The sequence below is a fragment of the Cupriavidus sp. FW216-B1 genome (genome assembly GCF_058789195.1).
In genome coordinates, this window is sequence record NZ_JBYTEL010000027.1 from 22786 (window position 1) to 38587 (window position 15802).

At 70.9% G+C, this 15802-nt stretch carries 10 protein-coding genes; 5 read left to right on the top strand and 5 right to left on the bottom strand.

All coding sequences use genetic code 11. The features are described from left to right. Window positions 1-290: 290 nt before the first annotated feature. Together AC3WXD_RS31530 and AC3WXD_RS31535 are read right to left on the bottom strand one after the other, a co-directional pair. Window positions 291-1775: a heavy metal sensor histidine kinase gene (locus tag AC3WXD_RS31530; protein WP_492325421.1), complete on the bottom strand. Its 1485-nt coding sequence runs from the start codon at window positions 1773-1775 to the stop codon at window positions 291-293. A gap of 44 nt (window positions 1776-1819) precedes the next feature. Beyond that, on the bottom strand, window positions 1820-2491 hold the full coding sequence (locus tag AC3WXD_RS31535) for a heavy metal response regulator transcription factor (protein WP_020203684.1): 672 nt from the start codon (window positions 2489-2491) through the stop codon (window positions 1820-1822). A 148-nt stretch (window positions 2492-2639) separates the two neighbouring features. Here AC3WXD_RS31535 and AC3WXD_RS31540 point away from each other — a divergent pair, with 148 nt between their 5' ends. From AC3WXD_RS31540 to AC3WXD_RS31555, 4 genes are all read left to right on the top strand, one after another. After that, window positions 2640-3287 (top strand): hypothetical protein, encoded by a 648-nt coding sequence (locus AC3WXD_RS31540; RefSeq protein WP_020203685.1) that lies wholly within the window; start codon window positions 2640-2642, stop codon window positions 3285-3287. A 10-nt stretch (window positions 3288-3297) separates the two neighbouring features. Continuing rightward, entirely contained in the window at window positions 3298-3942 is a 645-nt protein-coding gene (locus AC3WXD_RS31545) for a cytochrome b/b6 domain-containing protein (RefSeq protein ID WP_492325403.1), read from the top strand. Next, window positions 3939-4778, top strand: a complete 840-nt coding sequence (locus tag AC3WXD_RS31550; RefSeq protein WP_020203687.1) for a molybdopterin-dependent oxidoreductase — start codon at window positions 3939-3941, stop codon at window positions 4776-4778. Before AC3WXD_RS31545 ends, AC3WXD_RS31550 begins: the two co-directional genes overlap by 4 nt. A gap of 260 nt (window positions 4779-5038) precedes the next feature. After that, window positions 5039-5317, top strand: coding sequence for a hypothetical protein (locus tag AC3WXD_RS31555; RefSeq protein WP_492325404.1), 279 nt, complete (start codon window positions 5039-5041; stop codon window positions 5315-5317). A 106-nt stretch (window positions 5318-5423) separates the two neighbouring features. Here AC3WXD_RS31555 and purL read toward each other — a convergent pair whose 3' ends face one another. The 3 genes from purL to AC3WXD_RS31570 form a co-directional block, all read right to left on the bottom strand. Beyond that, window positions 5424-9482, bottom strand: a complete 4059-nt coding sequence (gene purL, locus AC3WXD_RS31560; protein WP_492325405.1) for a phosphoribosylformylglycinamidine synthase — start codon at window positions 9480-9482, stop codon at window positions 5424-5426. 256 nt (window positions 9483-9738) lie between these two features. Then, complete coding sequence (locus tag AC3WXD_RS31565) at window positions 9739-13380, bottom strand: hydantoinase B/oxoprolinase family protein (RefSeq protein ID WP_492325406.1); 3642 nt, start codon at window positions 13378-13380, stop codon at window positions 9739-9741. Window positions 13381-13469: 89 nt separating this feature from the next. Next, window positions 13470-14078 (bottom strand): winged helix DNA-binding protein, encoded by a 609-nt coding sequence (locus AC3WXD_RS31570; RefSeq protein WP_020203691.1) that lies wholly within the window; start codon window positions 14076-14078, stop codon window positions 13470-13472. Window positions 14079-14398: 320 nt separating this feature from the next. On the opposite strand from AC3WXD_RS31570, the gene AC3WXD_RS31575 reads away from it, so the two are divergent. Beyond that, window positions 14399-15742: an amidase gene (locus AC3WXD_RS31575; protein WP_492325407.1), complete on the top strand. Its 1344-nt coding sequence runs from the start codon at window positions 14399-14401 to the stop codon at window positions 15740-15742. Window positions 15743-15802 lie beyond the last annotated feature (60 nt).

Below are 15802 nucleotides of genomic sequence, written 5' to 3' on the forward strand. Positions count from 1 at the left end.
GCAAGCCCGGCACCCGGCAGACTTCACCGGCTAAGACAAGATGGCCGCGAGGCACGGTGCCATCGGCTGCCCGGCCTCGTTGCCGCTACCTTCCAGAATATCGCTGCGAAAAATGCGTTGCAGCAGCGTGGAAATAGTACGTGACCGAATGCGGCTTGCGCACCAGACACTTCCCAAGCATGCGCGGCATGTTTCTGTCGGCGGGCGCGATCGATCTGATGCGGCGCGTGCGCATCAGCCGTTTCCGCCAAGGTGGCAAGACGTTTCCTGCGCGCCGCGCGCCGGCGTCCTTACGCGGCGGATTCGGGCGACAGTTGCGAAGCAGAATGCGGGGGCAGATGCGGGGGCAGATGCGAAGGCAGATGCGAAGGAAAGCGCAGCGCGAAACGCACGCGCCCCGGCGCCGGGCAGGTGGCTTCCGCTTGCCCGCCGTGCAGCGCCATGATGGCCTGCACGATGGCCAGGCCGAGCCCGTTGGATTCGGCCACGCGGCTGCGCGCGGCGTCGCCGCGGTAGAAGCGGTCGAACAGGCGGTCCAGCTGTTCGCGCGGGATGGCTTCGCCTTGGTTCTCCACCGACACCACGGTGCTGCCGGCCTCGCGCGCGCCGCACAGCCGTATCACGCTGCCCGGCGCGCCGTAGCGCACGGCGTTGACCACGAGGTTGTTGATGGCGCGGCGGCACAGCAGCGGGTTCGCCCACAGCATGCCGTCGGCCGCCACCTCGAAGCGCATGCCCTTCTCGTCGGCGAGCCCTTCGAAGTAATCGGCGATCTTGTTGAGCTCGGCCGGCAGCGCCACCGCGGCATGCTCGATGGACAGCCGCGCGTGGTCGGCCTGGGCCAGGAACAGGATGTTCTCGGCGATGTTGCCGAGCCGGTTGAGTTCTTCCAGGTTGGATTCGAGCACCTCCTCGTATTCCTCGGGCCGCCGCACTTGGCTGAGCGCCACCTGGGTCTGGCCGATCAGCGCGCCGACCGGCGTGCGGATCTCGTGCGCGAGGTCGGCGGAGAACTGCGAGAGCCGCTCGTAGCCTTCGCCGAGGCGGTCGAGCATGGCGTTGAACGCGCCCACGAGGCCGCGCAGCTCGGCCGGCGCGCCGCGCTCGTCGAGGCGCACGTCGAGGCTGGCCGGGCTGATCTCGGCCGCGCGCGCGGCGATGCTGCCCACCGGCCGCAGCCCGCGCCGGATGGCGAAGAAGGCCAGCGCGGTGGCCGCCAGCATGCCCACCAGCGTGGCCAGCAGCACGCGGTCGCGGTAGGCGCCGAGCATCTGCATCTCGTTGGCCAGCGGATGGGCGGCGATCACCTCGACCATGCTGCCGTCCTCGTTCGAGCGCGCCAGCGCCGCCGCCCAGTAGATCGGCACGCCGTCGCGCAGGCGCGTGCGCAGGATGGCTTCGCGCGTGGGCGCGCTGCCGTCGCCGGCCATCAGCGCGGCAAGCTGCGGCGGCACCGCGAGGTCGTCCGGGTTGACGCGGATGAACGGCGCCTCGCCCGGCCGGCGGAAGATCAGCACGTCGCGCTCGGCGCCGAGCATGGTCTCGAACAGCAGCGGGCGGTGCTTGAGCTCGGCCACGGTGTAGACGTCGCTGGCCAGCCGGCTGAAATGCGTCACGCGCCCGATCAGCTGGAGATCGGCGTGCGCCTCCATCGAGGCCTTCACCGACTGGTAGAAATACGCGCCCAGCGTGCCGATCACCACGCAGGCGATCAGCGCGAACGACACCGTGGTGCGCACCGTGAGCGACCACGGCCGCCGGTACCAGGTGACCATGCCGGTGCCCGTGCCGGTGCCCGTGCCGGTGCCCGTGCCGCTGCTCATGCGCCCTCGCCGAAGGTATAGCCGATGCTGCGCACGGTGTGGATCAGCTTCTTGTCGAACGGCTGGTCCACCTTGGCGCGCAGGCGCTTGATGGCCACGTCCACCACGTTGGTGTCGCTGTCGAAGTTCATGTCCCACACCTCGGCGGCGATCAGCGTGCGCGACAGCGCCTCGCCCTGGCGCTTGACCAGCAGGTGCAGCAGCAGGAATTCCTTGTTGGTCAGCGTGATCTCCATGCCCTGGCGCGTGACCTTGCGGCGCAGCACGTCGAGCTTGAGGTCGGCGAACTCGAACAGCTCGGCCTCGCGCACCACGCCGCGGCGCAGCAGCGTGCGGATGCGCAGCACCAGTTCGACGAACGAGAACGGCTTGACGAGGTAGTCGTCGGCGCCCAGCTCGAGGCCGTGGATGCGGTCGTTGACGTGGTCGCGCGCGGTCAGGAAGATGACCGGCAGGTCGCGCCGCGCGCGCAGCGTGCGCATGATTTCCCAGCCGTCGATGCCGGGCAGCATCACGTCGAGCACGACCAGGTCGTAGGGATGCTCGAGCGCCATGTGCAGGCCGTCCGTGCCGGTGCGCGCGAGGTCGACGGCATAGCCGCTTTCGCGCAGGCCCTTGCGCAGGTAGTCGCCGGTCTTGGGATCGTCTTCGATGACGAGGATGCTCATGATGCACTGCCCGGTTGTGCGGATATGGCTGTCATTCTAGCGAGCGGTACGCGCGAATTAGTGACAAATTTGTCACCAAAAAGTCACCAGCGCGACCCGCCGGCGGCCCTAACCTGCACCTCGGTTTCCACCCTTACAGAGGTGCAGGATGAACATCGTTTCGAGCAAGTTGAGCCGTACCGTGCTGGCCGCCGCCCTGCTGGCCGGCGCCGCCCTCGCAGGCGCCCCGGCGGCGCAGGCGCAGGCCACCGCCGCGCCGGCCGCGGCGCCGATCGGCGTGCGCGGCACCGTGACCGCCCTCGCCGGCGACACGCTCAAGGTGCATACCCGCTCGGGCCAGGATCTCGACGTGGGCCTGGGCAAGGACACCGCCGTGCGCGCCGTGACGCTGGCCAAGGTCGACGAGATCAAGGCCGGCAGCTACATCGGCTCGGCCGCCATCCCGCAGGCCGACGGCTCGCTCAAGGCGCTGGAAGTGCACGTGTTCCCGCCCAGCATGCGCGGCAGCGGCGAAGGCCACCGCGCCTGGGACCTGGGCAAGAACAGCAGCATGACCAACGGCACCGTGGGCAGCGTGGTGGTCAGCAACGGCCGCACCATCACCGTCAAGTACCCCGAAGGCGAAAAGCGCATCGTGATCCCCGCCGACGTGCCCATCGTCAACCTGGAGCCGGGCGACCGCTCGCTGCTGGTGCCCGGCGCCCACGTGGTGCTGTTCGCCAGCAAGGCCGCCGACGGCGCGCTGACCGCGCGCTTCGTCTCGGCCGGCAAGAACGGCGTCGTGCCGCCGATGTAAGGCACGCGCCATGCGCAAGCCGACTCCCGCCGCCGCGCGGCGCGCCATCGTCCACCCGCTGGCGGTGCGCGCCACGCACTGGATCAACGCTTTCGCCATGACCTGCATGGTGATGAGCGGCTGGGCCATCTACAACGCTTCGCCGCTGTTCGGCTTCCGCTTCCCGGCGTGGGCCACGGTCGGCGGCTGGCTGGGCGGCTCGATCGCCTGGCATTTCGCGGCGATGTGGCTGCTGGGCGCGAATGCCCTGCTCTATCTCGGCTACGGCCTGGCCACGCGCCATTTCCGCCGGCATTTCCTGCCGCTGAGCGCGCGCGCCGCGCTGCGCGACGCCGGCCTGGCGCTGCGCCTGCGCCTGCCGCACCGGCCCGGCGCCTACAACGCGGTGCAGCGGCTGATGTACGTGGCGGTGCTGCTGCTCGGCGTGCTGGTGGTGGCGTCCGGGCTGGCGATCTGGAAGCCGGTCCAGCTCTGGTGGCTGGCCGGCCTGTTCGGCGGCTTCGACACCGCGCGCCGCGTGCATTTCTTCGCGATGGCCGGCATCGTCGGTTTCGTCGCCGTGCACCTGGCGCTGGTCGTGGCTGTGCCGTCCACCTTGTTGCCCATGTTCACCGGCCGCGCGCGGCGCGGCCATCACGGAGAAGCCGAAGCATGAGCGAGCCGTCCGGCAAGACGCCAGCCGCGCGTCCCGATTCCATCCGCACGGAAGACGCGCCGCGCGCGGCCGGCGTCATCGCCACGCCGGCGCGGCCGGCCCTCAGCGCGGCGGATTTCCGGCCGCAGCTGGCGCGCCTGCAGCGGCGCATGTTCCTGCGCTCGTCGCTGTCGCTCGGCGCGGTGTCCATGCTGGCCGGCTGCACGCTGCAGGACGGCGACACCGTGGACAAGGTGCTGTGGTCCATGTCGCGCTGGAACGACCGCGTGCAGGCGTGGCTGTTCAGCGGCGCGCGGCTGGCGCCGACCTACGCGCGCAGCCAGATCACGCAGCCGTTCCCGTTCAACGCCTTCTACCAGGAATTCGACGTGCCCGAGGTGGACGGCGGCGACTACCGACTGGAAGTCTCCGGCCTCGTCGCCGACAAGCGCAGCTGGAGCCTGGCGCAGTTGCGCGCGCTGCCGCAGGCGGGCCAGATCACGCGCCATATCTGCATCGAAGGCTGGAGCGCCGTCGGCGAATGGCGCGGCGTGCCGCTGCGCACGTTCCTGCAGCGCATCGGCGCGGACACCACGGCGCGCTATGTCGGCTTCAAGTGCGCGGACCGCTACTACTCCAGCCTCGACATGGCGACCGCGCTGCACCCGCAGACCATGCTGGCGCTGGACTTCGGCAGCGAGCCGCTGCCGCCCAGGTACGGCTATCCGCTCAAGCTGCGCGTGCCGACCAAGCTCGGCTTCAAGAACCCCAAGCATATCGCCGCGCTGTTCGTCACCAACGAGAATCCCGGCGGCTACTGGGAAGACCAGGGCTACAACTGGTTCAGCGGGATCTAGGCCGGCAGTCCGGAGCCGAGCGGCGGCGGGCAGCGGGTGACGCCGGCGCGGTCCGGCCCCGGAAATGGCTGCAGGCGTGCCGCCGGATGCAGCCCGGCGCACGCATTTCCGGCCGGCAACGCCGCGGGGCATTCACAGCGCGGCCGCCCGTGGGTAAGATCGAACCCATTCGCCCGCCGCCGCCCGACCAGGCGCGGCCGGCCTGGCCCATGCCCGCACATCCTCTCCCGCGGCGGGCGCCGCGACGAACGAGGGAGATCATGCCCGCACGCAACCAGTTCCGGCGACTCTGGCACCTGACCTCCGAAGGTTGGGGCTACTGCGCGCTCGGCACCTTCACCTGCGACGGCCTGCCGCCGGAATGGCGCGCGGTGCTGCCCATGCTGCCGCTGCGCGACCGCTACTCGCCGGTCAAGGCCGCGCGCATGGTGCTCGTCACCATGCAGTTGCGCGGCGCCGCGCCGGACGCGGCGCGCCGCTGCGATCCGCAGCGGCCTCTGTATTACGTTTATCAGGCGTGGAGCACGGTGGCGGGGTGATGCGGGCGCGGCCCATGTCGACATGGCCTGTCTCGCGCGCTGCCACGTCTCCATGAAAAAACGGGCCCCGAAGGGCCCGTTTCCACTGCAACCAGCCTGCGCCGGTTCAGCCCACCCACTTGCGGGCGTTGCGGAACATGCGCATCCACGGGCTGCCGCCGTCGGCGACCTGCTTCCATGCGTCGGGCGCCCAGCTCATGGTGGCGGTGCGGAACACGCGCTCCGGGTGCGGCATCAGCACGGTGAAACGGCCATCGGTGGTGGTCACGGAGGTGATGCCTTCCGGCGAGCCGTTCGGGTTGAGCGGGTAGGTCTGCGTCGGCGCGCCGTGGTTGTCCACGAAGCGCAGCGCCACGCGGGCCTGCTTCTGGTCGCCCTGCTGCGAGAAGTCGGCGAAGCCTTCGCCGTGCGCCACCACGATGGGGATGCGGCTGCCTTCCATGCCGGCGAAGAAGATCGACGGCGAGGACTGCACTTCCACGGTGACGTAGCGCGCTTCGTACTGCTCGGACTGGTTGCGCGTGAACTTGGGCCAGGCGCCCGCGCCCGGGATGATCGGGGCGAGGTTGCTCATCATCTGGCAGCCGTTGCACACGCCCAGCGCGAAGGTGTCCTGGCGGTTGAAGAAGGCGGCGAACTGCTCGGCCATGCGCGCGTTGAACAGGATGGTCTTGGCCCAGCCCTCGCCGGCGCCCAGCACGTCGCCGTAGCTGAAGCCGCCGCAAGCGACGAAGCCGCTGAAGTCGGCCAGGCTGGCGCGCCCGGCGATCAGGTCGCTCATGTGCACGTCGTGCGTGTCGAAGCCCGCGCGGTCCATGCTGTAGGCCATCTCGATCTGCGAGTTGACGCCCTGCTCGCGCAGGATCGCCACCTTGGGACGCGCGCCGGTGGCCACGAACGGCGCGGCGATGTCCTCGGCCGGGTCGAAGGTCAGCACCGGCGAGATGCCGGGGTCGGCCGCGTCCAGCAGGCGGTCGTATTCGCTGTCGGCGCAGGCCGGGTTGTCGCGCAGGCGCGCGATGCGCCAGCTCACCTCGCTCCAGATGCGCTGGAGCTCGCCGCGCGCGGCGCCGAAGACCTTCTTGGCGTCGCGGTAGATCTCGATCTGGTCGGTGGCGTTGGGCTTGCCGACCACGTGGCTGCAGGCCGACAGGCCGACTTCGCGCAGCACGCCGAACACGGCGTCGCGCTCGGACAGGCGCACCTGGATCACCGCGCCGAGCTCTTCCGAGAACAGCGCGCGCAGGGTCTGGTCGTTGCGGCGCTCGCCGATCTGCTGGGCCCAGTTCTTGGCGTCGCCGTAGTCCTGCTCCTGCTGCGGGTCCAGCGCCAGCATGTCGACGTTGAGCGACACGCCGCAGTGGCCGGCGAAGGCCATTTCCGCCAGCGCCGCCATGAAGCCGCCGTCGGAGCGGTCGTGGTAGGCCAGCAGCTTGCCTTCGCGGTTCAGGCGCTGGATCACGTTGAAGAAGTGCTTCAGGTCGTCGGCGCTGTCCACGTCCGGCGTGGCGTCGCCGACCTGCTGCGTGACCTGCGCCAGGATGCTGCCGCCGAGGCGGTTCTTGCCGCGGCCCAGGTCGATGGCGATCAGCACGGTGTCGCCGGCGTCGGTGCGCAGCTGCGGGGTCAGCGTGCGGTCGGTGTCGTCCACCGCGGCGAAGGCCGAGATGATCAGCGAGACCGGCGCCACCACTTCCCTGGCGATGCCGTTGTCGTCCCACTTGGTGCGCATGGACAGCGAATCCTTGCCCACCGGGATGCTGATGCCGAGCGCCGGGCACAGTTCCATGCCGACCGCGTGCACGGTGTCGTACAGCCGCGCGTCCTCGCCGTCCACGCCGCAGGCGGCCATCCAGTTGGCGGACAGCTTGACCTTGCCCAGATCCTTGACCGGCGCGGCGGCCAGGTTGGTCAGGGCCTCGCCGATGGCCATGCGGCCCGAGGCCGGCGCGTCGATCACGGCCAGCGGGGTGCGCTCGCCCATCGTCATGGCTTCGCCGGCGCGGCCCTTGTAGTCGAGCGTGGTCACGGCCACGTCGGCCACCGGCACCTGCCACGGGCCGACCATCTGGTCGCGCGCGTTCATGCCGCCCACGGTGCGGTCGCCGATGGTGATGAGGAAGGACTTGCTGGCCACGGTCGGGTGGCGCAGCACGTCGCGCACGGCCTGGTCGAGCGCGAGGCCGGTCACGTCCACCGGCGGCAGCACCTGCTCGACATGGCGCACGTCGCGGTGCATGCGCGGCGGCTTGCCGAGCAGCACGTCCATCGGCATGTCGACGGCGTAGTGCTCCTTGAGCGAGGCGTCGACGTGCGCGTCCACCAGTTGCAGCTGCTGTTCCTCGGTGGCCACGCCGACCACCGCGAACGGCGAGCGCTCGCGCTGGCACATGGCCTGGAACAGCGGGAACGAGTCCGGCGCGATGGCCAGCACGTAGCGCTCCTGCGATTCGTTGCACCAGATCTCGGCCGGGCTCAGGCCCGACTCTTCCAGGTGCACCTGGCGCAGGTCGAAGCGCGCGCCGCGGCCGGCGCCGTCCACCAGCTCGGGGAAGGCGTTGGAGATGCCGCCCGCGCCCACGTCGTGGATCGACAGGATGGGGTTGTCGTCGCCGAGCTGCCAGCACGCATTGATGACTTCCTGCGCGCGCCGCTCCATTTCCGGGTTGCCGCGCTGGACCGAGTCGAAGTCCAGGTCGGCGGTGTTGGTGCCGGTAGCCATCGAGCTGGCGGCGCCGCCGCCCATGCCGATGCGCATGCCGGGGCCGCCGAGCTGGATCAGCAGCGTGCCGGCCGGCAGCGGGTTCTTGTGGGTGTGGCCGGCGTCGATGTTGCCGATGCCGCCGGCGATCATGATCGGCTTGTGGTAGCCGCGCACGGTGCCGCCCACGTTCTGCTCGTAGACGCGGAAGTAGCCGCCCAGGTTGGCGCGGCCGAATTCGTTGTTGAAGGCGGCGCCGCCGAGCGGGCCGTCGATCATGATCTGCAGCGGCGAGGCGATGCGGTCGGGCTTGCCGGTGATGTTGTCGGCCCGGCCGGCCTTGTCGTCGGGGTTGCGGTGCGCTAGCGGCTGGGCGGCGTCGCGCGCGTTTTCCCAGCTTTGCACGGCGTCCGGCAGCATCAGGTTGGACACCGTGAAGCCGGTCAGGCCGGCCTTGGGCTTGGCGCCGCGGCCGGTCGCGCCTTCGTCGCGGATCTCGCCGCCGGCGCCGGTGGAGGCGCCCGGGAACGGCGAGATGGCGGTCGGGTGGTTGTGCGTCTCCACCTTCATCAGCGTGTGCGTGAGCGCCTCGTGGCGGCCGTACTTCTGCGCGGCGCCGCGCGGGAACCAGCGCTCGGCCACGTCGCCTTCCATCACGGCGGAGTTGTCCGAGTACGCCACGATCGAGCCTTGCGGGTTGAGCTGGTGCGTATTGCGGATCATGGCGAACAGGGACTTGTCCTGCTGCACGCCGTCGATGGTCCAGGTGGCGTTGAAGATCTTGTGGCGGCAGTGCTCGCTGTTGGCCTGCGCGAACATCATCAGCTCGACGTCGGTCGGGTTGCGCCCGAGCCTGGCGTAGGCCTCGACCAGGTAGTCGATCTCGTCTTCCGACAGCGCCAGGCCCATCTCGGCGTTGGCCTGCGCCAGCGCGGCGCGGCCGCCAGCGATGTCGATGAAGCGCAGCGGCTTGGCGGGCAGTTCCTGGAACAGCGCGGCGGCGTCCTCGCGCGCGGCGACCACGGTCTCGGTCATGCGGTCGAACAGGTGCGCGGCCACGGCGGCGCGCGTGCCGGCGTCCAGCGTCTTGCGCCCGCGCAGCAGGCCCTTCTTGCAGATCACGGTGATCTCGATGCCGCGCTCGATGCGGTGCACCTCCCCGAAGCCGCAGTTGTGCGCGATATCGGTGGCCTTGCTGGCCCACGGCGAGATCGTGCCGAAGCGCGGGATCACCACGAAGCGGTCGCCCTCGGCCTGCGGCTCGAACGGCGCGCCGTAGGTCAGCAGCGCGGCGATGCGCTCGCTGTCGGCCGGCGACAGCGGCGCGTTGGCATCGACGAAATGCAAGAACTGGCCGTGAACCGACTCGATGTCGGCGTCGATCTGCTTGAGGGCGGTGAGCAGGCGTTGCTGGCGAAAGGCGGAAAGGGCCAATGCGCCGGGGAAGCACGAAAAATGCGCCATGATCTGAGCGGTCGGGAGGGCAGGAGGTAGGGGCTGCTACCGGCCGGCGCCGCTGGTTGGGGCGCCGTGCTGGCGGGAAACCGGCATTATACCTTGTCGGCCGCCCTTTCCCGCGTTGCAGCACGGCCCGCCGCGCCCCGGCACGGACCGGCACGGACCGGCACGGACCGGTCAAGGGCCAACGAGCGGCGCTATCGCCACTCGCCGCGCGAAGCGCCTGCCGGAGTACCGCCGGGGCCGCCGCCGCCCGCCCCGCTCAGGCCTCGCCGAAGCCCCCGCCGCCCGGCGTTTCGACCACGAACACGTCGCCGGCCGCCATCTCGCAGCGGCCCACGTGGCCGAGCGCCTCTTCCCGCCCGTCGGCGCGCACCACGTAGTTGCGCCCGGTGGCGCCGGGCGCCCCGCCGGCCATGCCGAACGGCGCGTGCAGGCGGTTGTTGGAGAGAATCGAGGCGGTCATCGGCTCCAGGAAGCGCACCCGGCGGATGCCGCCGTTGCCGCCATGCCAGCGCCCCGCCCCGCCCGAGCCCGGGCGGATCTCGTAGCTTTCCAGCCGCACCGGGAAGCGCCATTCCAGCACTTCCGGGTCGGTCAGCCGCGAGTTGGTCATATTGGTCTGCACCACGTCGCAGCCGTCGAAGCCGTTGCCGGCGCCGCTGCCGCCCGAGATGGTCTCGTAGTACTGGTAGCGCTCGTTGCCGAACGTGAAGTTGTTCATGGTGCCCTGGCTGGCCGCCACCACGCCGAGCGCGCCATACAGCGCATTGGTGATGCACGACGAGGTTTCCACGTTGCCCGACACCACCGAGGCCGGATAGCGCGGGTTGAGCATCGAGCCTTCCGGGACGATCACCTTGATCGGCTTGAGGCAGCCGGCGTTGAGCGGGATGTCCTCGTCGACCAGCGTGCGGAACACGTACAGCACCGCCGCCATGCACACCGCGCGCGGCGCGTTGAAGTTGTTGGGCAGCTGCGCCGAGGTGCCGGTGAAGTCCACCACGGCTTCGCGCCGTTCCCGGTCCACCGTCACCCGCACCCGGATGCACGCGCCGTTGTCGAGCGGGTAATCGTAGGCGCCGTCCCTGAGCGCGGTGATGACGCGGCGCACCGCTTCCTCGGCGTTGTCCTGCACGTGGCCCATGTAGGCGCGCACCACCGGCAGGCCGAACTGCGCCACCATCCTGCGCAGCTCTTCCACGCCCTTGGCGTTGGCCGCCACCTGGGCGCGCAGGTCGGCCATGTTCTGGTCGACGTTGCGCGCCGGGTAGCGCCCGCCGGCCAGCAGCGCGCGCATGCCGGCGTCGTCGAGCACGCCGGCCTTGACCAGCGGGAAGTTGTCGATCAGCACGCCCTCCTCTTCCACCACGGTGGAGTCCGGCGGCATCGAGCCCGGCGTGATGCCACCGATGTCGGCATGGTGGCCGCGCGAGCCCACGTAGAACAGGATCTCGCGGCCGGCTTGGTCGAACACCGGCGTGATCACGGTCACGTCCGGCAGGTGCGTGCCGCCGTTGTAGGGATCGTTGAGCACGTAGACGTCGCCGTCGGCCATGCCGCCGGCGTTGCGCGCGATCACGGTCTTGATGCTCTCGCCCATCGAGCCGAGGTGCACCGGCATGTGCGGCGCGTTGGCGATCAGGTTGCCGGCGGCGTCGAAGATGGCGCAGGAGAAGTCGAGCCGCTCCTTGATGTTGACCGAGTAGGCGGTGTTCTGCAGCCGCTGGCCCATCTGCTCGGCGATCGACATGAACAGGTTGTTGAACACCTCCAGCATGACCGGGTCGGCGTCGGTGCCCACGGCGCGGCGCTGCGGGCGCGGCACCGCGCGCGTGAGCACGAGGTGGTCGCGCGCGGTCAGCTCGGCCTGCCAGCCGGGCTCCACCACGGTGGTGGCGTTGCGCTCGGCGATGATGGCCGGGCCGGGTAGCACGTCGCCGGGGCGCAGCGTGTCGCGCGGGAACAGGCCGGTGTCGTGCCAGGCGCCGCCGCTGAACATGCGCACGCGCTCGGCCGGCACCGGGCCGCCGCCGCGCGGCGCCGGCTCGGGCAGCTTTTCCGCGGGCGGCTCGCTGCTGCCGATGGCTTCCACCGAGACCGCTTCCACGATCAGCGGCTTGCCCTGCATCAGGAACGCATAGCGCTGGCGGTAGGCGGCGTCGAACGCGGCCTGCATGCCGGCCAGCGTGCCGAACGGCACCACCAGCGCGGAGTCCGTGCCTTCGTAGCGCAGGTGGGCGCGGCGCACCACCTCGATCTGCGCGTCGGCCACTTCCTGCTCCAGCAGTTCGGTGCGCGCTTCCCGCGCCAGCGCGTCGAGCGTGGCTTGCAGCGCCGGCAGCGCATCGGCATCGAGCCGCGCCTCCACCGCGCGCTCGCGCATCGCGGTGCGGTCGGCCAGCCCCATGCCGTAGGCCGACAGCACGCCCGCCAGCGGGTGCACGAACACGGTCTGCATGCCGAGCGCGTCCGCCACCAGGCAGGCATGCTGGCCGCCAGCGCCGCCGAAGGTGGTGAGCGTGTAGCCGGTCACGTCGTGGCCGCGTTGCACCGAGATCTGCTTGATCGCGTTGGCCATGTTGCCGACCGCGATCTCGATGAAGCCTTCGGCCACCTGCTCGGGGCTGCGCGCGTCGCCGGTGGCGGCGCTCACGGCCCGCGCCAGCTCGGCGAAGCGCGACACCACGGCGTCGCGGTCCAGCGGCGCGTCCGCGCCCGGGCCGAACACGCTGGGGAAATGGCGCGGCTGGATCTTGCCGAGCATGACGTTGCAGTCGGTCACGGCCAGCGGGCCGCCGCGCCGGTAGCTGGCCGGCCCCGGGTTGGCGCCGGCCGAGTCCGGCCCCACGCGGAAGCGGCTGCCGTCGAAATGCAGGATCGAGCCGCCGCCGGCGGCCACCGTGTGGATGCTCATCATCGGCGCGCGCATGCGCACGCCGGCCACGGCGGTCTCGAACACGCGCTCGAAATCGTTGGGATGGCTGCCGTTGAAATGCGACACGTCGGTGGAAGTGCCGCCCATGTCGAAGCCGATGACGCGGCCGAAGCCGGCGCCCTGCGACGAGCGCACCATGCCGACGATGCCGCCGGCCGGCCCGGACAGGATCGCGTCCTTGCCCTGGAAGCGGTGCGCGTCGGTCAGGCCGCCGCTGCTCTGCATGAACTGCAGCCGCACGCCGGGCATCTGCTGCTCGACCTGCTCCACGTAGCGGCGCAGGATCGGCGAGAGATAGGCGTCCACCACGGTGGTGTCGCCGCGCGAGACCAGCTTCATCAGCGGCGACACCTGGTGCGACACCGAGATCTGCGTGAAGCCGGTCTCGCGCGCGATGCGCGCCGCGGCCTGCTCGTGCGCCGGCGCGCGGTAGCCGTGCAGGAACACGATGGCGATGGCGCGGATGCCGCCGGCGAACACGCGCTGCATGTCGGCGCGCAGCGCGGCTTCGGCGAGCGGCGCGACGACGCCGCCCCGCGCGTCGAGCCGCTCGCCGACCTCCACCACCTCGCGGTAGAGCAGCTCGGGCAGCACGATGTTCAGGTCGAACAGGCGCGGCCGGTTCTGGTACGCGATGCGCAGCGCGTCGCGGAAGCCGCGCGTGATGAACAGCGCCAGCGGCTCGCCCTTGCGCTCGAGCAGCGCGTTGGTGGCCACCGTGGTGCCCATCTTCACCACCTCCACCAGCGCCGGCGTGACCGGCTCATCGGGCGCCAGGCCCAGCAGGTGGCGGATGCCGGCCACGGCCGCGTCGCGGTATTGCTCCGGGTTCTCGGACAGCAGCTTGTGCGTGACCACCGTGCCGTCGGGCCGCAGCCCGACCACATCGGTGAAGGTGCCGCCGCGGTCGATCCAGAATTGCCAGCGGCGGCGGTCCGGGGCTGCAACGGAGGATGACTGCGGCATTGGCGACGGCATGCGGGGGCTTCCTTGTCTGGCGTGATGGGATGTCGGGAACGATGGCATGCGCGCCGGTGCCGCGCGCATGCCGCGGCCTACAGCGAAGTGGCCGAGCGCGCGGCCTGCTCGTACAGGCCGGTGAGCACGCGCAGCAGCCGCGCCAGCTCGCCGATCTCGGCGTTCTCCGCGCTGCCGGCGGTGAAATTGCTGGTCAGGCACTGCTCGCGGATCTCGCGGTAGCGCGCGCAGGCCTGGGTGCCGGCCGGCGTGGTGGTGTAGATGGCTTCCTTGCCGACGCGTTCGCCCTCCACCAGCCCCATGCCTTGCAGCTTCTTCAGCGCGTAGGTGACGAGGTGGGTGTCTTCCACGTTCAGCACGAAGCAGATGTCGGCCAGCCGCTTGGGCCGCGCGCGGTGGTTGACGTGATGGAGCACCAGCACGTCGAGGAAGGTCAGGTCGCGCACGCCGGAGGCGCCCATGCAGCGCACCACCCAGCGGCTGTAGGCGTTGTAGGCGGTGTTCAGGCCGAACTCGAACTCGGACAGCTCGGGGCTGCGCTCGGACACCAGGTGCGAGGACGACACGATGTTGGGCCCGACCGCGCGCGGCAACGTGGTGGCTGCGGCGGCGGACCGCGCGGGCGCGTCCTGCGCGCCGTTGTCGTGCTCGGCCGGGTCCTGGCCGGCGGCTGGCTTACGCGCCATGTCTACACTCCTCTCTCTCATTGTTGGTCCGATGCGCCGGCGTGGCGCGGCCGGCGGCCCGGCTAGGTATATCCCCGGGGGCTTGGCCCGCAGATTTGGCTTGACAGTTTATAAACAAATTATGAGGATAAACACCAAATAAATCCAAGCAAAACATCGGGGACGTAGCAGTGGATTCTGCACGAAGACAGGGCAGGAAAACCGGCGGACGCACTATCGCGGGGCTAGCGCGACGCCCGCCGGCGCTCTGGTTGCGCGGCACCGGCGCACTGGCTAGACTCGACCCGAACCTTGCCGAGCGCGGCTGAACCGCGAACCAGATGCCCACCGATATCCATACATTGCAGACAAAACTTCACGACGGCAGCGCCACGCGCGCCGGCGTGATCGCCGCCGCGGCCGAACTGGCGCGGCAGCCCGCGGCGCAGTCCGTGCTGCTCCACGCCACCTTCGAGGCCGCCGCCGAGACCGCGCGCGCAGCCGACGCCGCCGCCCGCGCGGGCCAGCCGCTGCATCCGCTCGCGGGCCTGCCGGTCTCGGTCAAGGACCTGTTCGACGTGGCCGGCGAGGTCACGCGCGCGGGCTCCCCGGTGCGCGACGATGCGGCGCCGGCCGCCGCGGACGCCACCGTCGTGCGCCGCCTGCGCGAGGCCGGCGCGGCGCTGATCGGGCGCACCAACATGACCGAGTTCGCGTTCTCCGGCGTCGGCATCAACCCGCATTTCGGCACGCCGGTCAACCCGGCCGACCGCAGCGTGGCGCGCATTCCGGGCGGCTCGTCGTCGGGCGCGGCGGTGTCCGTGGCGCTGGGGCTGGCGGTGGCCGGGCTGGGCAGCGACACCGGCGGCTCGATCCGCATCCCGGCCGCGCTGTGCGGCCTGACCGGCTTCAAGCCGACCCAGCGCCGGGTGCCGCTCGACGGCGCGTTTCCGCTGTCCTACACGCTGGACACCGCCTGCGCGATGGCGCGCTCGGTGCACGACTGCGCGCTGGTCGACAGCGTGATCGCCGACCAGGCCGTGGTGCCGGCCAGCAAGGCCGCGGCGGGCATCCGCCTGGCCGTGCCGCGCCAGTACCTGCTGGACGACCTCGACGCCACCGTGGCGCGCGCGTTCGACCGCACCCTCGGCCTGCTGTCCGCGGCCGGCGTGCGCATCGAGCCGGTCGACCTGCCCGAACTGGCCGAGCTGCCCGGCATCAACGCCACCGGCGGCTTCACCGCGCCCGAGGCCTACGCCATCCACCGCCACGTGCTGGCGGCCCGGCGCGGCCAGTACGACCCGCGCGTGGCCATGCGCATCGAGCGCGGCGCCGCCATGAGCGCGCCCGACTACGTGGACCTGGTGCGCGCGCGCGCCGCCTGGATCGCGCGCGTGCTGGCGCGCATCGAAGGCTTCGACGCGGTGGCCTGCCCCACGGTGCCGATGGTGGCGCCGCCGGTCGCGCCGCTGCTGGCGGACGACGACCTCTTCTTCCGCACCAACGCGCTGCTGTTGCGCAACACCTCGGCCTTCAACTTCCTCGACGGCTGCTCGATCTCGCTGCCCTGCCACCAGCCGGGCGAGCTGCCGGTCGGGCTGATGCTCTCGCACGGTGCGCTGCGCGACGCGCAGTTGCTGGGCACGGCAATTGCATTGGAAACCATCGTCAGGCCCGCCGCCTGACACGCTCGCCCCCCGGGCGGGCCTTCGCGCCGCGCGGCCCCTGAGCCAGGCCGCGCGCGC